Here is a 19,889-nt window from a genome sequence, read left to right as displayed (position 1 = left end):
CTGCCCCGGGGCCGATCAGCGGCTGGCCTGGTACTTGACCTTCTTCGCCACGGCGAGGAATTCGCCGTTGGCGCGGTCGATGCGCTCGGGAGTGAGTTTGTTGTCGTCGGTCCAGTGGTAGACCGACCTCCAGGTGTGGGTCGAGGGATTCATCACCTGGAGGATGTACTGTTCGTCCTGCTGCCGCACCCGGGCGCCGATGGTGCCGTCGACATCGGCGATCCATTGGACCACGTCGCCGGGATTGCGGAACACGAGTTCGGCGGCGCCGCTCGCGATGTCGCCGGCATACAGGTCGAACACCGCGTCGTCGCGCCTGTTGCTGGCGAAATAAACCTTGTCGGCCGACAGGGCGCCGGGCACCACCACAGAGCGCGCCCCGCTCCAGGGCGTCAGGTTCAGCGGCTCCTGCTGCGGGCGCTCGCTGTCGAACACCAGGATGTCGGACTGCTTGCCCGACCGTTCGGCCTGCACCACCACGTGCCGGCTGTCCCTGGCCCAATAGGCCGGGCCGTGGACCGCCATCAGTTGCCGCGGCGGCTCGTTGCCCGCCACACGCCCGACGTACAGCGGGCTGCGCACCTCGACCACCCGCCAGATCGCCTTCGACCCGTCCGGCGAGATCATCCGGCTGTCCGGATCGACCTGCTTGCCGAACAACAGCGCGCATCCCGTCAGTAAGCAAGCCAGGCTGGCCAAGCCGGCCAGGGCAAAACGCGAGACGGTACGGTCCATGGTCATCCTTTCCTATCAGGGCGGGCCGGCAAGGCGGCGCGGCGTGCAGCCGCAAGTATAAGACATGCGTGGCGGCAAAAACCATCCATTGCCATGCGCCTTGACCAGATCGTGACCGGAAACGCCGGCGTGCCGCCCGGGGATCCCTTTGATATTTTGCAAAACTCGATGCGGAGCGGGTGGGCATGCGCGCCGCCAGGCCCGACACTGCAAGTTGCGCGCGTCCGAGCGGCGATCCTGCACGATTCCGTGGAAGGCGGAAGCAGGGGCGGACCGGTCGGAAACCCACGGCGCGCCGCATGATTCGACGTTGGCTGCAAACGAAAACGAATAACAGGAGACGACATGAACGGATTGACGCGGAGCGTGGCGGCGCTGGCGGGCGCGATGGCGGGCTTGGCGGGATGCGCCGGCACCGGCGGAGGGCCGGGCGGATTGCCGGCGGGCGCCGCCAACATGAGCTTTTTCGTGACCAGCGCGGGAATCGGCAAGGGCGGCGACCTCGGCGGACTGGAAGGCGCCGACCAGCATTGCCAGTCGCTGGCGCAAGCGGCGGGCGCGGGGCAGCAGACCTGGCACGCCTACCTGAGCACCCAGGGCAAGTCGCTCGACGATCCGAATTTCGTGAACGCGCGCGACCGCATCGGGACGGGCCCCTGGCAGAACGCCAAGGGAGCCGTCATCGCGAAGACCGTCGACGACCTGCACTCCCCGTCCAACAACCTGACGAAGGAAACCGCGCTCGACGAGAAGGGCCAGCCGGTGAACGGCCGCGCCGACAGCCCCAACAAGCATGACATGCTGACCGGCTCGCGTCCGGACGGCACCGCTTTTCCGGGCGCGCCATTCGCCGACATGACCTGCGGCAACTGGACCAAGGGCGGAACCGAAGGCTCGGCCATGACCGGCCACCATGACCGCTCCGGGCCCATCAACGCCCCTTGGGCCACCTCCTGGAATTCCTCGCATCCGACGCGCGGATGCGATCCCGCGGGCGTGCGCAGCACCGGCGGCGACGCCCTGCTGTACTGCTTCGCGGTGAAACGCTGAGCCAGCGTCCCGCTACCGGAAACGCGACCGGAACCCGATTGCTTCATCGACCCCGAAGGAGAACGAACATGCCTGCACATCATGAAAAACACCCGCTCGCATTTGCCGCCGTGGCGGTGCTCACGGCCCTTGCCCTCGGCGGGCTCGGCGGCTGCGGCGCCATGCAAAAGATGGGACTGGGCGGCGACAAGCCGGCCAGCGTGGAACTGACGGGGGCGCAGGAAGTGCCGCCGAATCCCACCAAGGCCAGCGGCCGCAGCACGATCGCCGTTGCCGCCGACCGCACGGTGAGCGGCTCGGTCATCGTGGAAGACATGAACGCGATGGCGGCACACATCCACCAGGGCGCGGCGGGCGCCAACGGCCCGGTGATCGTGCCGCTGACCAAGACCTCCGAAAAGGTGTTCAGCGTGCCCGCCGGCGCGCGCCTGACGGAGTCGCAATACGCCGCCTACAAGGAGGGCAACCTCTACGTCAACGTCCACAGCGCCACCTATCCGGGAGGCGAGGTCCGGGTTCAGATGAAACCCTGAGGCGGCCGGATCGGCCTCGAAGTCAGATGGTCTGATCCATTTCCTGCGACGGACAGCTATCCTCGCGATGGCGGCGGACCACGCGCGCGGGTACGCCGGCCACGGTGCAATGCGGAGGCACCGGCCTGAGCACCACGCTGCCCGCCGCCACCTTGCTCATGGTGCCGACCTCGATGTTGCCGAGGATCTTCGCGCCGGCGCCGATCATCACGCCGCTCCTGATCTTGGGATGGCGGTCGCCGTGCTCCTTGCCGGTGCCGCCCAGGGTCACGTTCTGCAGGAGCGAGACATTGTCTTCGATCACCGTGGTTTCGCCGATCACGATCCCGGTGCCATGGTCGAGCATCACTCCTTCGCCGATGCGGGCAGCCGGGTGGATGTCGACCGCGAAGGCCGCCGAGGCCTGGTTGGCGAGGGCGAAGGCGAGTTCGGTGCGGCTTTCCCGCCATAGCGCGTGGGCCACGCGGTGCACCTGCAAGGCCTGGTAGCCCTTGAGGTTAAGGATGACGTGCAGGTGGTCGGGGCAGGCGGGATCGCGGTCCTTCACCGCGGCCAGGTCGGCGGTTGCACGATGCAGGGCGGTCGCGTCTTCCTCGAGCACGGACTGCATCAGGTCGCGCAGCGCCGGTTCCGGCAGGTCGTCACTGGCCAGGCGGCGCGCCAGCACGGCGGCGAGCATCGCGGCCGGTTCGGCATGCGGAAGGATGAGTTGCTGCAGGCGCCGGGCCAGCATGGGTTCGCGGCGCGCCACGGCAAGCGCCGTCTCGCGCATGCGCTCCCAGATGCTATCCTCGAGCAGGCTTTCCATGACCGGCTCCGCGTGCCGCGCCGCATCCAGGGCGGCGGAATGGCGGGTCATGGACGCCGCGAGATGATGATCGATGCTGCTCATGTTTTCTCCCTCGGGCAAGGGCCCAAAGCAAAATGGCCGCAGGCATGTGCGCTGCGGCCATCGGAATTTGTCGAATGCGTGCTGCTACCCGGCAAGCCCCACAGGCCGCCAGCGGCAACAAATGCGTTTTACGGAAACAACAGCGCGCGTCATGGGTCCAATCTCGCCGGGTCTGATTCACGAAGGAACCGGAATAAGCTTATGCGTTTTTCACGGTTGATTCATTTAACCACATTTCAGGAAGGCCGGCAGGCATGACCTTGATCGGATTGATTTCGGATACGCACGGGCTGGTGCGGCCGGAAGCCAGGGTGGCATTGACGGGCGTGGACCGCATCATCCATGCCGGGGACATCTGCAACGAGGAAGTCCTGGAAGAACTGGAAAGGATCGCCCCGGTGCTCGCGGTGCGCGGCAACAACGACCGGGGCACATGGACCGAGATCCTGCAGGAAACCGAAACCGTGGACATCGACGGCGTGCGCATCCACGTCGTGCACGATCTGGCGCAGATGGAAATCGATCCGCGCGCCGAGCGCGTGGACGTGGTGATCTCGGGACATTCCCACCGCCCGCTGATGAAGATGGAGGGGACGGTGCTCTACGTGAATCCCGGCAGCGCCGGCCCGCGCCGCTTCAAGCTGCCGATTTCCGTGGCTTACCTTGAAGTGGACGAGGGCAGGGCGAAGGCGCGCCTGAAGACGCTGGAAGTCGACTGATCCCCCGGGCGGATCAGGCGGGGGTCATGGCGCGGCCGGTCAGTAATCCTGGGGCAGCGACACCCCGCCGCCTTTCGCATCGTTGTCCCGTCCGACCATGGACAAGGCCACGGCCTCGGCCACGCGGATGCCGTCCACCGCCGCCGACAGGATGCCGCCGGCATACCCCGCGCCCTCGCCCGCCGGGAACAGTCCCTTGACGTTCATGCTCTGGTAGTTGTCCTGGCGCTTGATGCGTATCGGGGACGAGGTGCGGGTCTCCACGCCGGTGAGCACCGCATCGTGCATGGCGAAGCCCTTGATCTGCTTGTCGAAGGCGGGCAGCGCCTCGCGGATCGCCTCGATGGCGTAGTCCGGCAAGGCGGTGGCCAGGTCGGTCAGGTGCACGCCCGGCTTGTACGAAGGCTGCACCGCGCCCAGTTCCGTCGACGGCCGGCCGGCGATGAAATCGCCCACCAGCTGGCCGGGCGCGTCATAGGTGCTTCCGCCCAGCACGTAGGCGCGCGATTCCAGTTCGCGCTGGAAATCGATGCCGGCCAGCGGATGGCCGGGATAGTCCGCCGGCGAGATGCCCACCACGATGCCGCTGTTGGCATTGCGCTCGTTGCGCGAGTACTGGCTCATGCCGTTGGTGACCACGCGGCCCGCTTCGGAAGTGGCGGCCACCACCGTGCCGCCGGGGCACATGCAGAAGCTGTAGACCGTGCGGCCATTGCGGCAATGGTGCACCAGCTTGTAGTCGGCCGCGCCGAGCAGCGGATGGCCGGCGAACCTGCCGAAGCGGGCCCGGTCGACCATGGACTGCGGATGTTCCGCGCGGAAACCGATCGAGAAGGGCTTGGCCTCGACGTAGACGCCGCGGTCGTAGAGCATCTGGAAGGTGTCGCGCGCGCTGTGTCCGACCGCCAGCACCACGTGGTCGGTGGCGATGCGTTCGCCGTTTTCGAGCATCACGCCGCGTACCTGCCCGCCGTCGATCTCGAGGTCCGTCACCTTGCTCTTGAAGCGGAATTCGCCGCCGAGCGATTCGATGGTGTCGCGCATGGCTTCCACCATCTTCACCAGGCGGAAGGTGCCGATGTGCGGCTTGCTGACGTAGAGGATTTCCTCGGGCGCATGCGCCTTGACGAATTCGGTGAGCACCTTGCGGCCGTAGTGCTTCGGGTCCTTGATGCCGCTGTGCAGCTTGCCGTCGGAGAAGGTGCCGGCGCCGCCTTCGCCGAACTGCACGTTGGATTCCGGATCGAGCTCGCCCTTGCGCCACAAGTCCCAGGTGTCCTTGGTGCGTTCGCGCACGACCTTGCCGCGTTCGAGGATGATGGGGCGGAATCCGCTCTGGGCCAGGATCAGGGCGGCGAAGATCCCGCAGGGGCCGAGGCCGATCACAACCGGCCGCGTGGGCTGGGCGGGCTGCGCCTGGGCGACGAACTTGTAGCTGGTGTCCGGCGACGGGCCGACATGGGGCTGGCCTTGCATGCGCATCAGCACTTCCGCCTCGTTGCGGACCTGCGCGTCGATGGTATAGACCAGCGTGATGGCGCTGCGCCGGCGCGCATCGTAGCCGCGCCGGAAAATGGTGAAGGAAAGCAGGTCCTCGGGCGCGATCTTGAGCCGGGAAAGGATGGCGCCCGTCAGGTCGGCTTCGGGATGATCGAGCGGGAGGATGATATTCGTGAGTCGCAACATCAGCGTGGCGGAAGAAACTGGCAATGACGCGGGAAAGCGCAGGAAGACCGCTATTCTACCCGACTCGCCCGCGCCGCTCCGCCGCGCCGGGGCTCATGATATGCGTGACTGGTCGAGCAGGCTGCGGACGTGGTCGTGGTTCTGGAGCACGCCCTGATACTGTTTTTCGACGACACCGCGCACATCGACCGGAAGATTCCTTTCCAGCGCCCGGCGATAGCTGGCGACGGCGACGGTCTCTCCCCGCGCGCACTCCTTCAGGATCGATGCATCGCTGCCGCCCAGGAGGGTCGCCTTGATGTCCACCCAGCGCCGGTGGATGGCGCCGCCCAGGCCGCTGCCCTTTTCCGGGTCGCCGCCATAGTTGCGCACGAGGTTCTGCAATTCCGCCGCCGCCGCCGCGCAGCTTTGCGCCCGGTTGGAAAAGAAGGACTTGAGGGACGTGTCGCCGATGTTTTCCGCGCAGGTGCGGAATCCCTCTTCGCCGTCCTTGGTGGTTTCGATCAGGTCGTTCAAGGTGTGGATGACTTCATCGTGATCCATGGCTGCTCCTGTGCATGTCTGCTGTCGTCAGAGACGCAAATCCCCGCTGCAGCCGGCGGGCTGCCGCGGGGAATCGGTCGTTCGCCGTCCGTCGGCCGGTCATGCTGGCCGTACCGAGCGTACCGTGCGTGCTCCGGGGCGCAAGCCCCGAGGCCTTACTTGCTGGTGCTGCTGGACGAACCGGTGCCGGTGGTGTTGGTGCCGGTATCGGTTGCGGTGCCTGGCTTGTCGCCGGTGCCGGTGGACGGTGCGCGGCTTGCCGCGGCGCTGCCGGAGGTGGCGCTATTGCCGGACGTGTCGGAAGGGCCGGCGCCCACCGCCGGCGTCTTGCCCGTCGTGCCGCCGGTGCCCGAGGCCGAGCTGCCCGAGGTCGAGCCGCTGGAGCCGGACATGCTGCCGGTCGACTTGCCGCTGGTCACGTCCTGGGCGAGCTGGAGGTGCTGGTCGACCACCGGCATGGTCTTGGTGGCCAATGCCTTCAGGTCGGGATCGCTCGCGCGGCTTTCGATGCGCGCCAGCAGCTGGTGGGTATTCTTGTGGTCGCGCAGGCCGCCCTGGGCGAGGTATTTCTGGTCGAATTTTTCCGCGGAGAGGGCCGACATCATCTTCACCGCCGCCTTGTGCTTGGTGTCCGGCGTGGTCGGCAGCTTCACGCCCTTGGCGTCTGCCAGGGCCTGCAGGTCCTGGCTTGCCTTGGTATGGTCATCGATCATCTTCTGCGCGAACTGCTTGACCTGGTCGTTGCTCGACTTGCTCTGCGCCAGCTTGGCGGCCTCGATCTCGGAAATGTTGGCATAGGCGAGGTCGCGCATCATCTTGGCGTCGGCACGGCTGACCTTGCCGGATGCGCTCTTGCCCGCGGCCTTTCCTGCGGACTTGCCTTGGGCGCCGCTGGGCGTGGCGACGCTGCTGGTTTCGTTCTGGCCGGTGGGGCTCATTTCGCCGGACTTGTTCGCCGGAGTCATGCCCGCAGCATCCTTCGAGGTGCTGCCGGCCTGGGTGGATTGAGCATAAACGCCGGTGGCGCCGAACATTGCGGCAATGACTGCAACACCAAGCATGCGTTGCAACATGGAAGCTTTGGACATGAACGTTCTCCTTGTTAGTCAATATCGGGTCCCGCCCGGCCACTTGGCCAAGGCACGTAACATAAGTGCAACGCAATGCCCGTGCCAGAGCGCCGGAACGCGGCGCCCCCGGGGAGAACGGTGAAGGAAAAGCTTGATGGCGGCGGATCGCCTTGGAAGAGACTACAGGCCAGCGGAAAAAATTACAGGCAAGCCTTGCCGGAGCGGAAGCATGAAAAAAACGGCGCCGCGGCCTGGGCCGGGGTGCCGTTCTGGCGGGCTCGTTCAGCGTCGCGTCATTGCGCGCGCTTCTCGCACTTGCACTCCGTCTTGTGCAGCACGTTGCCCTGGGGATCGACCGTTTCCATCAGCACGTCGAAGCCCCAGAGGCGCGCCACGTGCCTGAGGACCTCGTCGGTCTGGTTGCTCAGCGGACGGCGCAGGTACTGCGTATGGCGCAGCGTCAGCGAACGATGGCCATGGGTGTCAACGGACCAGACCTGGATGTTCGGTTCGCGGTTGCCGAGGTTGTACTGTCCGGCCAGCTGCTCGCGGATGTAGCGGTAACCCGCTTCGTCATGGATGGCCGAAATCTCCAGCTTGTCTTTCTTGTCGTCATCCAGCACGGAGAAGAAGTGGAAGTCCCGGATCAGCTTGGGCGACAGGTACTGCGAGATGAAGCTTTCATCCTTGAAGTTGCGCATCGCGAAGTCGAGCGTCTTCTTCCAGTCGCTGCCGGCCATGTCCGGGAACCAGTGGCGGTCTTCCTCGGTGGGGTTTTCGCAGATGCGGCGGATGTCGCGCATCATCGCGAAGCCCAGGGCATACGGATTGATGCCGTTGAAATACTTGCTCGTCACCGGCGGCTGGTACACCACGTTGGTATGGCTCTGCAGAAATTCCATCATGAAGCCATTGCCCACCACGCCCTCGTCATACAGCTGGTTGAGGATGGTGTAGTGCCAGAACGTCGCCCAGCCTTCGTTCATGACCTGGGTCTGGCGCTGCGGATAGAAGTACTGCGAGATCTTGCGCACGATGCGGACGATCTCGCGCTCCCAGGGCTGCAGCAGCGGTGCGTACTTCTCGATGAAGTAGAGCAGGTTTTCCTGCGGCTCCGCCGGAAAGCGCCTGGGCGCCTGCTCGGCCACCACCTCGGCCTTGCGCGGCAGGGTGCGCCACAGGTCGTTGACCTGGGACTGCAGGTAGCGCTCGCGCTCCTCCTGGCGTTCACGCTCTTCCGCCATCGACAGCCTGGCGGGACGCTTGTAGCGGTCCACGCCATAGTTCTGCAGCGCATGGCAAGAGTCGAGCAGCAGTTCCACCGCCTCGATGCCATAGCGCTGTTCGCATTCCGCGATGTAGTTCTTGGCGAACACCATGTAGTCGATGATTGCCTCGGCATCGGTCCAGGTGCGGAACAGGTAATTGCCCTTGAAGAAGGAGTTGTGGCCATAGGAAGCGTGCGCGATCACCAGCGCCTGCATCGTCAGGCTGTTTTCTTCCATCAGGTAGGCGATGCAGGGATCGGAGTTGATCACGATCTCGTAGGCCAGGCCCATGTGGCCGCGCTTGTAGCTCTTCTCGGTGGCGAGGAAGTGCTTGCCGAAGGACCAGTGCGCATACGACACCGGCATGCCGACGGAAGCGTAGGCGTCCATCATCTGCTCGGCGGTGATGACCTCGAGCTGGTTCGGGTAGGTGTCCAGCCCGAAGCCCTCGGCCACGCGGCGGATTTCCTCGTGGATCTGCTCGATCAGCTCGAAGGTCCATTCCGACTGGTCGGGCAGGCGGAATGGCTTGGCGGCCTTCTTGCGCGAACCGCCGCTCTTGCGCGGCGCCTTTTCTTTCTTCGGAACGATGTCGGTGATGGTCGTCATTTCGTTTGCTTCTTGAACAGTTCGCGGAACACCGGATAAATGTCGGCCGGCGACTCGATCTTCTGCATCGCAAAGTGCGGATGGACGGCGGGAATCTGTGTGTACTCGTACCACAGGTTCTGCGGCTCGCCGTCGGTGATTTCCACGTAGGAGTAGTACTGCACCAGCGGCATGATCTTGTTGATCAGCAGCTCGCGGCAGGTGACAGAATCGTTGTCCCAGTTGTCGCCGTCGGACGCCTGCGCCACATACACGTTCCAGTCGCTGCTCGCATAGCGTTCGGCGATGATCTTGTGCAGCAGATGCAGTGCCGAAGACACCACCGTGCCGCCCGACTCCCGCGAGTTGAAGAAATCGTTTTCCTCGACTTCGGTGGCCTGCGTATGGTGGCGGATGAACACGACCGAAATCTTTTCGTAGGCGCGCTCGAGGAACAGGTAGAGCAGGATGAAGAAGCGCTTGGCGGCATCCTTCTTCGCCTGGTCCATGGAACCGGACACGTCCATCACGCAGAACATCACCGCCTGGCTGGACGGCTTCGGCACCTTGATGCGGTTGGCGTAGCGCAGGTCGATCGGATCGAGGAAGGGAATCGCGTGGATGCGCGTGCGCAGGTGATGGATCTCCTTGCGCAGCGCGAGCAGGCGGTGGTCATCCTCGAACGCGGTCTTCTGCAGTTCTTCCAGCTCGGCCTCGGCCTCGCGCAGGCGTTTGCGCGACTTGGCACCCACCGCGATGCGGCGGCCGATGGCGCCGCGCATGGAACGCAGGACGTGGATGTTGGTCGGCGTGCCGGAGATGGTGTAGCCGGCGCGCTGCTGCTTGAACTCGACCAGGGATGTCAGTTGCGTCTTGACCAGGTTGGGCAGCTCGAGGTCCTCGAAGAAGTAGTTCATGAACTCTTCGCGCGTCAGCTCGAAGGCGAAGTCGTCCTCGCTGGTCTCCTCGCTGTTGCTGGCCTTGCCCTTGCCCTGACCCTGCCCGCCCTTCGGCCGCTGGATCTGGTCGCCCTTCTGGTATTCGCGGTTGCCCGGACGGACCACTTCCCACACGCCGCCTTGTGCATGGCCGAACGTGGGTTCGTTGATGTCCTTCACGGGGATGGATACTTTTTCGCCTTTCTCGATGTCGGTGATCGAGCGGCCCTTGATGGCGCGTGCCACCGCTTCCTTGATCTGCCCTTTGTAGCGGCGCAGAAAGCGTTCGCGGTTGCCAGCAGACTTGTTCTTGCCTTGCAGGCGCCGGTCGATGAGGTGAGCCAAAATGCCTCCTGCTGGATTTTCAGATAAGTCCCCTCCCGGTGAGTGGGAGGGTTCTACCTTGCTCCCCCCTGACAGGGGGAGCGTTTCGAACTTGGTCCCCTCCCCTTCAAGGGGAGGGTCAGGGTGGGGCTGGGTTTCCGGCGCGTTCAAAGAACAGCATGCAGGTCGCTGGTGAAAGCAATGGCGTTCTTTGCTCGCGACCGAAACCCATCCCCACTCCCCGCCCTTCCCTTGAAGGGGAGGGGGCATGATGAGCGCTTGCGCGCTGGCGCTTTAGGAGGACTTCCTCACGCGCAGGTACCACTCGCAGAGCAAACGCACCTGCTTGGCGGTGTATCCCTTCGCCACCATGCGCGACACGAACTCCTGGTGCTTGTTCGCATCGTCGGCGCTTGCCTTGGCGTTGAAGGAAATCACTGGCAGCAGTTCCTCGGTGTTCGAGAACATCTTTTTCTCGATCACCGTGCGCAGCTTCTCGTAGCTGGTCCACACCGGATTCTTGCCATTGTTCTGCGCGCGGGCGCGCAGCACGAAGTTGACGATCTCGTTGCGGAAGTCCTTCGGATTCGAGATGCCTGCCGGCTTCTCGATCTTTTCCAGCTCGGCGTTAAGCGATTCGCGGTCGAAGCTCTCGCCTGTGTCCGGATCGCGGAATTCCTGGTCCTGGATCCAGAAGTCGGCGAAGGTCACGTAGCGGTCGAAGATGTTCTGGCCATACTCGGAATAGCTCTCGAGGTAAGCCGTCTGGATCTCCTTGCCGATGAACTCCACGTAGCGCTGGGCCAGATATTCCTTGATGAAGGACATGTACTTCTGTTCGGTCTCCGGCGGGAACTGCTCGCGCTCGATCTGCTGCTCGAGCACGTAGAGCAGGTGCACCGGATTGGCCGCCACCTCGGTGGTGTCGAAGTTGAACACGCGGGAAAGGATCTTGTACGCGAAGCGGGTCGACAGGCCGTTCATGCCTTCGTCCACGCCGGCGTAGTCCGTGTACTCCTGGCGCGACTTGGCCTTGGGGTCGGTGTCCTTCAGGTTCTCGCCGTCATACACCTGCATCTTGGAGAAGACGCTGGAGTTCTCCGGTTCCTTCAGGCGCGACAGCACCGCGAACTGCGCCATCATCTTCAACGTTCCTGGGGCGCAGGGCGCGTTGCCCAGCGACGAGGAGCGGATGAGCTTGTCGTAGATCTTGGTTTCTTCGGATACGCGCAGGCAGTAAGGCACCTTCACGATGTAGATACGGTCGAGGAATGCCTCGTTGTTCTTGTTGTTGCGGAAGGCTTTCCACTCCGATTCGTTGGAGTGCGCCAGGACGACGCCGTCGAAGGGAATCGCGCCGAAGCCTTCGGTGCCCTTGTAGTTGCCTTCCTGCGTTGCGGTCAGCAGCGGATGCAGCACCTTGATCGGCGCCTTGAACATCTCGACGAATTCCATCAGGCCCTGGTTGGACAGGCACAGGCCGCCGGAATAGCTGTAGGCGTCCGGATCGTCCTGGGAAAAGTCTTCCAGCTTACGGATGTCGACCTTGCCGACCAGGGAAGAAATGTCCTGGTTGTTTTCGTCGCCCGGCTCGGTCTTGGAAATCGCAACCTGCTTGAGCACGGAGGGATAGCGCTTGACCACGCGGAACTGGTTGATGTCGCCGTTGAATTCCTGCAGGCGCTTCACCGCCCACGGGCTGGGGATGGTCTTGAGGTAACGGCGGGGAATGCCGAAGTCCTCTTCGAGGATGGCGCCGTCTTCATCCGCGTCGAACAGGCCGAGCGGCGATTCATTCACCGGCGAGCCTTTGATGCAGTAGAAGGGAACGCGCTCCATCAGGGCCTTGAGCTTCTCGGCGATGGAGGACTTGCCGCCGCCGACGGGGCCGAGGAGATAAAGAACCTGCTTGCGTTCTTCGAGGCCTTGGGCAGCGTGACGGAAATAGGAAACAACCTGCTCGATGACTTCCTCCATTCCGTAGAACTCGCGGAACGCAGGATAAATTTTGATAACCTTGTTGGCGAAGATACGCGAGAGCCGCGGATCGTGACGCGTGTCCACCAGCTCAGGCTCGCCGATCGCTTCCAGCATGCGTTCGGCGGCGCTCGCATAGGCGAGTCGGTCGCGCTTGCACAATTCCAGATATTCTTGCAGGGAGTATTCCTCTTCCCGAGTCCGCTCATACCGTGATGCGTAGTTGTCAAAGATCTTCATGGGGTTTCCTTTGTAAATCTACCGGTCATTTGGGTGTCGGATACAGATTGAATTTCCACTCCGCAATTTCATAATACGCGCACTTTTCTGGAGTCGATAGGAAATTCTTCGCTTTTTTTTGTAAGCGGAACGAGTTAGGAAAAACGCTTTTCAAGTGGTCTTTTCAAAGCGATATTTCGGGGCTGTTTTTTTGCGTGGCGCGATCGATTGCGCAAAACTTTTTTGCGTCATCGTGGTCAGTACCGCTCCGAAAACGTGCAGTAAGGACAAGGGTGTTTTGCGAAAACGCGACATGGGCGCGCGAGCTGAAGCGAGAATCGCCGGCGTGAATTTCTGCATGCGAGATGTTCGCTGCGCGACACGCTCAAACGGAAGAAATGAATAACAAAATTAGCGCTGTTTTAATGATTGCGAGGTCAACGTGACAACGCGTTCAGGCGATATGCAGTGATGGGGAAAATCTTGATGCGGATGGGGATGGTTTGCGTCGTTGGATGAGGATGCGCAAGCGTGCAATGCTGTCATTCCCGTGTGGGCAAGAATGACAGGCGGCAGGAATGACGACGGTAACCGCTCACGCCAACGAAACCTCCCCGCTTACCTCCCAAACAATCCCTTCAACTTGTCCTGAATCTGTTCCTGCACCTTGCCCTTCTGCTCATCGATGGCCTTCTGCGCCCTGGAGCGGACCTCTTCCTTTTTCTCATCCACCTTCTGCCGCGCGAGCTCGCTTGCCAAGCCGGCAAAGTCGATGTGCCACTGGATGGAGGAAAACGGCCCCGACAGTTTCACCGGCACCGTCAGCCCCTTGAGCGCCTCGAGCTCTGGGCCGCCCTGCCCCTGCAGCGAACTCACCACCGTCGCCTTGACCAGGTAGTCCAGCTTGTCGGCGCCAAGGTCGATGTCTCCCGCGCCGCCGATCCGCAGCAAGGGAGACTTCACCGACAGGTCGTCGTTATGCGCAATACCGTTCGCGATGCGGACGCTGGCCGACAGATCGCTGAAGTCGGTTTTCTCGTTTTCGGAAGAGACTCCGCTCTGCGGCGCCTCGCCGCCGCGGATGACGCCGATCTTTGCCTTGGCGTCGCGGATCACCTTCGCGAGGTTGATGCCGCGCACCGCGCCATCCTTGAGCTCGACGCGGGCGGAGCCATCCAGCGCGCGCTTGATCTGGGCCGTGGTGGCGCCGCTTCCGCGCACGTCGAGCTGGACGTTGCCCCTGCCATCAAGCATGTTCTTGCCGGTGAAATCCTTCAGAAGCGGGCCGACGTCGATGCCGGACAATGCCTGCCGCATGCTGACCCGCGCGGGCGTCGTCGCGGCGACCGATGCCTCGCCGGCCAGCCGCCCGCCATACAGTTCGGCGGCGATCGGGCCGAGCCGGGCTTCGCCGCCGGCAGAATGCAGTTGCGCGCTCAGGTTGGTGCCGCGCAGGTTGCGCACCTTGAATGCGCCCACGCGCAGGCTGCCTTCCGCATGCAGGGACTTCAATGCCGAGACATCGATCGGCTTGTCGGCGGCCGCATCGGCCTGCGGCTTGGCGGGCTGCGGCGCATCGGCCGGCGGGCGCGACTGGTAGCGGTCGAGGTCGAGCTTGTCGATGCCGATGTCGAAGCGGAACGCCGGCGGCGAAAACGCCGTCATGCCGATCTTTGCGTCGAAGGCGCTGTCGTCGAGCGTGCCGGTGAACGCCGAGGCAAGGCTGTGCTTGTCCAGGTTTAAGTTCATGCTGCCCTTGCTTTTCAGGGACAGGCTGCCGCCGTCGGTCGGCAAGGCAAGCTGCAGTGACATCGCGGGCAGGTCGATGACTTGCCGGCCGAGGTCGGCGGCCAGCGAGGTCGTGATGTTGCCCTCCACCGCCTTGCCCGCGTTCTTGCCGGACAGCCTCATCGCAAGCTGCGGTGACGATAACGACAACTTTTCGATGTCGCCTGCCAGCGCGCCGCTGATCTTGGCGCTGACGTCGGTGCCGGCGTCGCGAAGAAACGCATCGAGGGAGAGGGCGGGAATGCGGAAGGCGGCGGGCGTGCCGTCGAAGGAAGGCATGGAGAACGTGGCGCCGAGCTGCCGCTCCTTGCCGCTGCTCTTCACCTGTCCATCGAGCTTTCCGCCTTCCACCTTGCGGTCGGTGACCGCCAGCCTCGGCACTGCCAGCGACAGCTCGAGGGTGCCGTCGGCCTGCCTTGCCGTGCCATTGATCTTGATGTCTTCCAGGGAAAATCGCTTGGCGGCGGGAGCGAGATCGGCATTGCCGCCAAGCTTGAGCGCGAGGTCGCGAAAGTCGAGCAGGGCGCCCTTGATGTCGGCGTCGAGGCCGTTCACGGCATAGCGGCCCGCCGCGAGATCGACCCGGAACCCGGTGTTGAGGCTGATGTCCGCATCGACCTTCGGATGGTCCACCTTGAGCGCCGCGGTCACCTTGAGCTTGCTGGCGGCGCCGTCGGCCAGCCGGCCGGTGTCGAGCGCGAGCCGGTCGATGTCGATCACCCGGTCCTGCTGCCTGTCGTCGTAGCGCAGGCGGGCATTGCTGACGCGCACGCCGTCGATGTCGAAGCGCAGCGCCTGCCCGCCCTTTTCGTCCTTGGAAAGAAGATCGTCGATGCTGGTGGTGCCATCCTTGAACCGCTTCACGCTGACGCGCAGGCCATCGACCTGCACGTGGTCGACGACCAGCTGGCGGCGCAGCAGAGGAAACAGCGCGAGCGATACCTTGGCATGGTCGACGGCGGCGAATTCACCTGCCCCGCCATGTTCGGAGAGGCTGAGCTTGCCGAGGTCGGCGCCCAGCTTGGGGAAGAAGCTCAGCTTGATGTCGCCTGGAATGACGAGGGTGCGCTGCTTCTTTTCCTGCACCTGGCGGATGATCAGCGGCTTGTAGTCGTTGGGGTCGAAGGTGGCCGAGATGACGGCCGCCGCGCCGATGAGCAAGATGGCCAGCGCCGCCACGGCCACCAGCGCGATTTTGAGAATCTTCTTCATGCCGTCTCCTGGTTGCAGGATCTGACACGCATGACGGCGTTACATTCCCTCCGGCCTTGCCCCATCCCCGCCTCCGGCATCGCGTTGACTTAGGGATAGCATAAACCGAAGCGGGCCGGCGTGCCTCGCCGCAAGCACAAATAACGGTCAGGTCGGGTCCGCGCGGCGGAATGCCTTCAATGCGAACCTTCCCGGATCCAGCGCCGCCGCGAGTTCCGCCTCGACCGGCAGGGGCTCGCCTTCCAGCAGGGACGCCAGCAGTTCCGCCGCCAGCGGCGCCCAGATCAGGCCGCGCGACGCATAGCCGAGCAAGCCGTAGGCGCCGGGCAGGCGGGGAACGTCGCGCAGGCGGCTGCCCGTGATCCTTGCCTCGAAGTCGGGAAGGGCGCCGGCGAGGGGAAGGCGGTCCGGCGCCACGGAACGGAATCCGACCTTTCCGGCCAGCGGCAGCGTTGCCGGAAGCGCGGCCTGCGGCAGCAGCTGGGACAGCTTCTCGAGGTTGCCATGCTGGCTGTCGTTGCGCAGCCGGGGATCGGCATCGAGGTCGTAGCTGGCTCCCACGCAACACATGCCCGCGCTGGGCGGCGTGACGTAGCCATCGCCGCAGACCACCATCGGCAACGGCGGCAGGAACCGGGCCGGCACGTGCGTCACCTGTCCGCGCACCGCTTGCAGGGGCAGCCCGCGGGTCTGCGCCAGCGTGCCGGCGAGCGCGCCGTTCGCGATCACCAGCACCGGGGCGGCGGCAAGGATTTCCCCTCTGGCATCCAGCGCCTCCCAGCCCGCCCCCGTATGCCGGAGCGCCGCCACGTCCGCGCCGAAAAAAGCTTCCAGCCGCGCGCCGCAGGCGCCCAGCAAGGCCTGGCAGAAGCTGGCGGGACGCAGCCAGCCGCCCTGCGGAAAGAGCCAGCCGCCGGATGAGCCGGCATGGCCGGTGGCCAGCGCCACGTCGCCGGGCGTCATCCAGCGCGCGAAGTCTTCCGGATACCCTCCTTCCGCGAGGGTCGCGCGCTGGATGCCGGCGTGGTCCGCGTCGCGCGCAAGCTGCAGCACGCCGCAGGCAGCGCCATCGAAGGCGATTCCGGCGCCGCCGACCTGGCCGGCGAGCCTCAGCGCGAACAGGTAGGCGGCGCGCGCCAGCCGGGATGGCAGGTTATCGTCGCGCGACAACAGCGGCATGACGATGCCGGCGAGGTTGCCCGACGCCTCCGTCGCGGGCGCCGGCTGGCGTTCGAGCAGCGTCACGCGCCAGCCGCGCGCGGCGAGGCGCTCGCACGCGGCGCTGCCGGCGATGCCCGCGCCGATCACCATGGCATGGCGCTCGGCGGGACGCGCGACCGGCGGAACGGACCAGCGCGGCGCATAGACGGCCGCGAGCATGTGGCGCTTGCGGCCGAAACCCGGGCGCTTCTCGCAGGCGAAGCCGCCCTGGGCAAGCGCCCGGCGCACTGCGCCGGCCACGGTATAGGTTGCCAGGGTGGCGTCGGAGGCGGCCACCCGGTTCAGGCGCGCGAGGCGCACCGGATCCCACATCCCGGGGTTCTTGCGGGGCGCGAAGCCATCGAGATAAAAGGCATCGGCGCGCGCCTCGACCTGCGGCAGGCAATCGGCAATGTCGCCGAACGCGAGTGTAAGCACGACGCGCCCCTCGTCGAGCAGCAGCCGGTGGAAGCCGGGGGTCAAGGGCGGCCAGGCGCCGCGCAGCGCGGCGGACAGCGAGGCCAGTTCCGGCCACATGCCGTGCAGCACGGCCAGCTCGGGCTCTTTGAAAGGATGCTTTTCGATGGCAAGGTAATGCAGCCGGGCGCAGCGGCGCGGATCATCGCGCCATGCCTGCCAGGTGGCGAGGAAATTCACGCCCATGCCGAAACCGGTCTCGAGGATGGTGAAGCGCTCGCGATCCTGCCAGCGTCCCGGCAGCCCGTTCCCGCCGAGGAAGACATGCCGCGCCTGCCCCAGGCCGCCATCGGCCGAGTGGTAGATGTCATCGTAGGCGGGCGCGCGCGGCACGCCGCCGGTGAACGACAGGCTTGCTGGTGTCAGGGGACGGGTCATGGAGGATCGGGCATCGGGCAAATCATTCGCCGATGCGCCAGCGTGAACGAGCATTGCATTTTATCGAATCGGGAATGACTCTTCCGGCCAATAAATTGAGATAATTCCGCATTCCCACCGAACGCCTGCCGAACGCACGCCACATGACCACAGCTCAGAAACCCGAAGCGCCCCGCCGAAGCGGCAAGATCATCGTCCAGGACTCGCCGGTGCATGGCAAGGGCGTCTTCGCGGCCCGCGACATCGCCGAAGGCAGCCGCATCGTCGAGTACAAGGGCGAGATCATCAGCTCGCGCGAAGCGGAACGCCGGGAAAACCTCAAGCCGGCCGACTGCTTCCATACCTTCTTCTTCAGCCTGGAGGACGGCAAGATCATCGATGGCGGCCGCCTCGGCAACAGCGCACGCTGGATCAACCACTCCTGCGAGCCGAACTGCGAAGCGCGCGAGGAAGACGGCCGGGTGTACATCTACGCGCTGCGCGACCTGCGCGAGGGCGAGGAACTGAACTACGACTATGGCCTGATCCTGGAACAGCGCCACACCCCGGCCATCAAGAAAGCCTACGAGTGCCGCTGCGGCGCGAAGACCTGCCGGCACACGCTGCTGGCGCCGAAGAAGCGCAAGGCGGCCTGACGGGATTCCCGCCCGCGCGGAAATGACAGCGGATGAGGCGGTAATGGTTTCGCCTTCGATCGTCAGCTCAAGAACTTCAGGCCCGCGATGCCGCACACGATGAGGGCAATGCAGGCGACGCGCGGCAGGGACATCGGCTCTCCCAGCAACACCGCGCCCAGGATGACGGTGCCAACGGTGCCGATGCCCGTCCACACCGCATAAGCCGTTCCCGCCGGCAGGGTTTTCATTGCCAGCCCGAGCAGGACCACGCTGAACAGCATGGCGATGGCGGTGAGCACGGAAGGAATCAGGCGGGTGAAGCCTTCGGTGTATTTCAGGCCGACGGCCCAGCCGACCTCGCAGAGGCCGGCGATGAAAAGCAGGATCCAGGACATGGTGATAAGCGGAAAAAGTGCCGCCCGCGTGCAACGGCGACGGCGCGCATCGACCGGTCCGGCATTGCCCGATCAGGCAGCGGCAATGTCCAGGCGGTTGCGGCCGGCACGCTTGGCGGCGTAAAGCGCCATGTCGGCGCGATTGAGAAAATCGGAAATGGATTCGCCGCGCGCATGCTCGGCAATGCCGAAGCTGGCGGTGATGCCGATCTGGCGTTCGCCATACAACACCTTGAGCGCGTTGATGGCGGCACGGATGCGTTCAATGACGGCGGCGGCCTCGACCGCATCGATCTCCGGCATGATGACGAGAAATTCCTCGCCGCCCCAGCGTCCGCAGACGTCGTACTCGCGAATCCCCGACTCGATGACCCGCGCGACTTCGATCAGCACCTTGTCTCCGGCATCGTGGCCATACTGGTCGTTCACCGCCTTGAAGCGGTCGACGTCCACCATCACCAGCGTGAACGGACGCTCCAGCCGGTCGGCCCGCGCGGTTTCCGCCTTGAGGCTTTCCATCAGCAGGCGCCGGTTGCCGATCCCGGTCAGCGCGTCCTTGGTCGAGGCTTCCTTGAGCGCCTCGTTGAGGTCGCGCATCATCGCCTGGTAACGATCGGATATCCTGGACAGCCGTTCGAGCTGCCGGATCTGCTTGCGGTAGCGCTCGGCCAGCGTCAGCTTTTCCTGCTGGCTGATGCTCTGGTAACGATCGGATATCCGGGTCACGCGTTCGATCTGCGTCAAGGCGTCGCGGAACTCGTCGTACAGGTCGCCCAGCGCCTGGCGCAGCGGATGGCCCGCATGCGCCGCGTCGGCCAGCAGGCGCTCGACGCGCTGTTCCAGGGCTTCCGCCAAGGGTTCTTCGGTCGGCTTCATTGCACGCGGCTCGTGATGGTGAAGGGGAAGGAGCAATCTTCCTTGAACTCTTCCGCCAGCTCGGCGACCCGCTCATTCTGCTCGTCGTAGAACCAGTTGACCGAGACCTGCCTGCCCTTGCCATGCGCGCCTTCGAGCAGGTCGAAGATATCCATCATGGCCTTGACGCTGCTGGTGTTGAGGTAAAGCAGCGACAGGCGAAGCTCCAGCGGCCGGCCGGATGCCGCGAGGTAGCGCTCCACCCAGTCCAGCACGGGGGAAAAGAGTTCGAAGGAGTTCTCCGGATACGAGTCTCCGCTCATTTCCAGCACGCCGGCGGCCGCGTCGCCATGGATGGCGGGGGTGGAAGTCGAACCGTCAATCTGCAAGTTGTTCATGTGTTTTCCTTCTGATCCGAACGGGCG

Annotated in this window: 18 protein-coding genes; 4 read left to right on the top strand and 14 right to left on the bottom strand. The window is 64.5% G+C overall.

Features of this window, described 5'->3' with window-relative positions:
- Positions 1-15: 15 nt before the first annotated feature.
- Positions 16-735, bottom strand: a complete 720-nt coding sequence (locus G3574_RS22215; RefSeq protein ID WP_163967735.1) for a TolB-like translocation protein — start codon at positions 733-735, stop codon at positions 16-18.
- A 345-nt stretch (positions 736-1,080) separates the two neighbouring features.
- Between G3574_RS22215 and G3574_RS22210 the strand changes: the two genes are divergently transcribed.
- Together G3574_RS22210 and G3574_RS22205 are read left to right on the top strand one after the other, a co-directional pair.
- Positions 1,081-1,785, top strand: a complete 705-nt coding sequence (locus G3574_RS22210) for a hypothetical protein (RefSeq protein WP_163967734.1) — start codon at positions 1,081-1,083, stop codon at positions 1,783-1,785.
- Positions 1,786-1,853: 68 nt separating this feature from the next.
- Positions 1,854-2,318 carry a CHRD domain-containing protein gene (locus tag G3574_RS22205; protein WP_163967733.1) on the top strand — a complete coding sequence of 155 codons (465 nt, stop codon included), beginning with the start codon at positions 1,854-1,856 and terminating at the stop codon, positions 2,316-2,318.
- 22 nt (positions 2,319-2,340) lie between these two features.
- On the opposite strand, the gene cysE is transcribed toward G3574_RS22205, so the two are convergent.
- The gene (gene cysE / locus G3574_RS22200) at positions 2,341-3,210 is read right to left on the bottom strand and encodes a serine O-acetyltransferase (protein ID WP_205609882.1); all 870 of its coding nucleotides are present in this window, start codon (positions 3,208-3,210) and stop codon (positions 2,341-2,343) included.
- 254 nt (positions 3,211-3,464) lie between these two features.
- On the opposite strand from cysE, the gene G3574_RS22195 reads away from it, so the two are divergent.
- Complete coding sequence (locus tag G3574_RS22195; RefSeq protein ID WP_163967732.1) at positions 3,465-3,929, top strand: metallophosphoesterase family protein; 465 nt, start codon at positions 3,465-3,467, stop codon at positions 3,927-3,929.
- A gap of 39 nt (positions 3,930-3,968) precedes the next feature.
- Here G3574_RS22195 and G3574_RS22190 read toward each other — a convergent pair whose 3' ends face one another.
- The 9 genes from G3574_RS22190 to mnmC all read right to left on the bottom strand — a co-directional run bounded on the left by G3574_RS22190 (position 3,969) and on the right by mnmC (position 17,597).
- Positions 3,969-5,615: an NAD(P)/FAD-dependent oxidoreductase gene (locus G3574_RS22190; RefSeq protein ID WP_163967731.1), complete on the bottom strand. Its 1,647-nt coding sequence runs from the start codon at positions 5,613-5,615 to the stop codon at positions 3,969-3,971.
- Positions 5,616-5,708: 93 nt separating this feature from the next.
- On the bottom strand, positions 5,709-6,158 hold the full coding sequence (locus G3574_RS22185; protein ID WP_163967730.1) for a ferritin-like domain-containing protein: 450 nt from the start codon (positions 6,156-6,158) through the stop codon (positions 5,709-5,711).
- Positions 6,159-6,313: 155 nt separating this feature from the next.
- Positions 6,314-7,246 carry a DUF4142 domain-containing protein gene (locus G3574_RS22180; RefSeq protein WP_235953563.1) on the bottom strand — a complete coding sequence of 311 codons (933 nt, stop codon included), beginning with the start codon at positions 7,244-7,246 and terminating at the stop codon, positions 6,314-6,316.
- Between the two features lie 275 nt (positions 7,247-7,521).
- Positions 7,522-9,105, bottom strand: a complete 1,584-nt coding sequence (locus G3574_RS22175; RefSeq protein WP_163967729.1) for a SpoVR family protein — start codon at positions 9,103-9,105, stop codon at positions 7,522-7,524.
- Positions 9,102-10,367: a YeaH/YhbH family protein gene (locus G3574_RS22170; protein ID WP_163967728.1), complete on the bottom strand. Its 1,266-nt coding sequence runs from the start codon at positions 10,365-10,367 to the stop codon at positions 9,102-9,104. Before G3574_RS22170 ends, G3574_RS22175 begins: the two co-directional genes overlap by 4 nt.
- 273 nt (positions 10,368-10,640) lie before the next feature.
- Positions 10,641-12,563, bottom strand: coding sequence for a PrkA family serine protein kinase (locus tag G3574_RS22165; protein ID WP_163967727.1), 1,923 nt, complete (start codon positions 12,561-12,563; stop codon positions 10,641-10,643).
- 150 nt (positions 12,564-12,713) lie between these two features.
- Positions 12,714-12,902, bottom strand: coding sequence for a hypothetical protein (locus G3574_RS22160; RefSeq protein WP_163967726.1), 189 nt, complete (start codon positions 12,900-12,902; stop codon positions 12,714-12,716).
- Between the two features lie 258 nt (positions 12,903-13,160).
- Positions 13,161-15,542, bottom strand: coding sequence for an AsmA family protein (locus tag G3574_RS22155; protein ID WP_163967725.1), 2,382 nt, complete (start codon positions 15,540-15,542; stop codon positions 13,161-13,163).
- Between the two features lie 147 nt (positions 15,543-15,689).
- Positions 15,690-17,597 (bottom strand): bifunctional tRNA (5-methylaminomethyl-2-thiouridine)(34)-methyltransferase MnmD/FAD-dependent 5-carboxymethylaminomethyl-2-thiouridine(34) oxidoreductase MnmC, encoded by a 1,908-nt coding sequence (mnmC, locus tag G3574_RS22150; protein ID WP_163967724.1) that lies wholly within the window; start codon positions 17,595-17,597, stop codon positions 15,690-15,692.
- A 143-nt stretch (positions 17,598-17,740) separates the two neighbouring features.
- Here mnmC and G3574_RS22145 point away from each other — a divergent pair, with 143 nt between their 5' ends.
- A complete protein-coding gene (locus G3574_RS22145) occupies positions 17,741-18,232 on the top strand; it encodes an SET domain-containing protein (RefSeq protein WP_163967723.1) in 492 nt (163 codons plus the stop codon).
- Between the two features lie 62 nt (positions 18,233-18,294).
- Here G3574_RS22145 and sugE read toward each other — a convergent pair whose 3' ends face one another.
- The 3 genes from sugE to siaC form a co-directional block, all read right to left on the bottom strand.
- Positions 18,295-18,609, bottom strand: coding sequence for a quaternary ammonium compound efflux SMR transporter SugE (sugE, locus tag G3574_RS22140; RefSeq protein ID WP_163967722.1), 315 nt, complete (start codon positions 18,607-18,609; stop codon positions 18,295-18,297).
- A gap of 72 nt (positions 18,610-18,681) precedes the next feature.
- Positions 18,682-19,485 (bottom strand): biofilm regulation diguanylate cyclase SiaD, encoded by an 804-nt coding sequence (siaD, locus tag G3574_RS22135; RefSeq protein WP_163967721.1) that lies wholly within the window; start codon positions 19,483-19,485, stop codon positions 18,682-18,684.
- Positions 19,482-19,862 (bottom strand): biofilm regulation phosphoprotein SiaC, encoded by a 381-nt coding sequence (siaC, locus tag G3574_RS22130; RefSeq protein WP_163967720.1) that lies wholly within the window; start codon positions 19,860-19,862, stop codon positions 19,482-19,484. Before siaC ends, siaD begins: the two co-directional genes overlap by 4 nt.
- Positions 19,863-19,889: the final 27 nt, after the last annotated feature.

Origin of the sequence: Noviherbaspirillum galbum (genome assembly GCF_010974945.1) — a bacterium.
Taxonomy (GTDB): Bacteria; Pseudomonadota; Gammaproteobacteria; order Burkholderiales; family Burkholderiaceae_D; genus Noviherbaspirillum; species Noviherbaspirillum galbum.
Note: the sequence above shows the minus strand (reverse complement) of the source record. Positions and strands in the feature narration are given on the sequence as shown.

Excerpts from the sequence above, each read along its gene's own strand:
- G3574_RS22215 (WP_163967735.1), bottom strand. The coding sequence starts at position 735 with ATGGACCGTACCGTCTCGCGTTTTGCCCTGGCCGGCTTGGCCAGCCTG.
- G3574_RS22210 (WP_163967734.1), top strand. The coding sequence starts at position 1,081 with ATGAACGGATTGACGCGGAGCGTGGCGGCGCTGGCGGGCGCGATGGCG.
- G3574_RS22205 (WP_163967733.1), top strand. The coding sequence starts at position 1,854 with ATGCCTGCACATCATGAAAAACACCCGCTCGCATTTGCCGCCGTGGCG.
- cysE (WP_205609882.1), bottom strand. The coding sequence starts at position 3,210 with ATGAGCAGCATCGATCATCATCTCGCGGCGTCCATGACCCGCCATTCC.
- G3574_RS22195 (WP_163967732.1), top strand. The coding sequence starts at position 3,465 with ATGACCTTGATCGGATTGATTTCGGATACGCACGGGCTGGTGCGGCCG.
- G3574_RS22190 (WP_163967731.1), bottom strand. The coding sequence starts at position 5,615 with ATGTTGCGACTCACGAATATCATCCTCCCGCTCGATCATCCCGAAGCC.
- G3574_RS22185 (WP_163967730.1), bottom strand. The coding sequence starts at position 6,158 with ATGGATCACGATGAAGTCATCCACACCTTGAACGACCTGATCGAAACC.
- G3574_RS22180 (WP_235953563.1), bottom strand. The coding sequence starts at position 7,246 with ATGTCCAAAGCTTCCATGTTGCAACGCATGCTTGGTGTTGCAGTCATT.
- G3574_RS22175 (WP_163967729.1), bottom strand. The coding sequence starts at position 9,105 with ATGACGACCATCACCGACATCGTTCCGAAGAAAGAAAAGGCGCCGCGC.
- G3574_RS22165 (WP_163967727.1), bottom strand. The coding sequence starts at position 12,563 with ATGAAGATCTTTGACAACTACGCATCACGGTATGAGCGGACTCGGGAA.
- G3574_RS22160 (WP_163967726.1), bottom strand. The coding sequence starts at position 12,902 with ATGCAGAAATTCACGCCGGCGATTCTCGCTTCAGCTCGCGCGCCCATG.
- G3574_RS22155 (WP_163967725.1), bottom strand. The coding sequence starts at position 15,542 with ATGAAGAAGATTCTCAAAATCGCGCTGGTGGCCGTGGCGGCGCTGGCC.
- mnmC (WP_163967724.1), bottom strand. The coding sequence starts at position 17,597 with ATGACCCGTCCCCTGACACCAGCAAGCCTGTCGTTCACCGGCGGCGTG.
- G3574_RS22145 (WP_163967723.1), top strand. The coding sequence starts at position 17,741 with ATGACCACAGCTCAGAAACCCGAAGCGCCCCGCCGAAGCGGCAAGATC.
- sugE (WP_163967722.1), bottom strand. The coding sequence starts at position 18,609 with ATGTCCTGGATCCTGCTTTTCATCGCCGGCCTCTGCGAGGTCGGCTGG.
- siaD (WP_163967721.1), bottom strand. The coding sequence starts at position 19,485 with ATGAAGCCGACCGAAGAACCCTTGGCGGAAGCCCTGGAACAGCGCGTC.
- siaC (WP_163967720.1), bottom strand. The coding sequence starts at position 19,862 with ATGAACAACTTGCAGATTGACGGTTCGACTTCCACCCCCGCCATCCAT.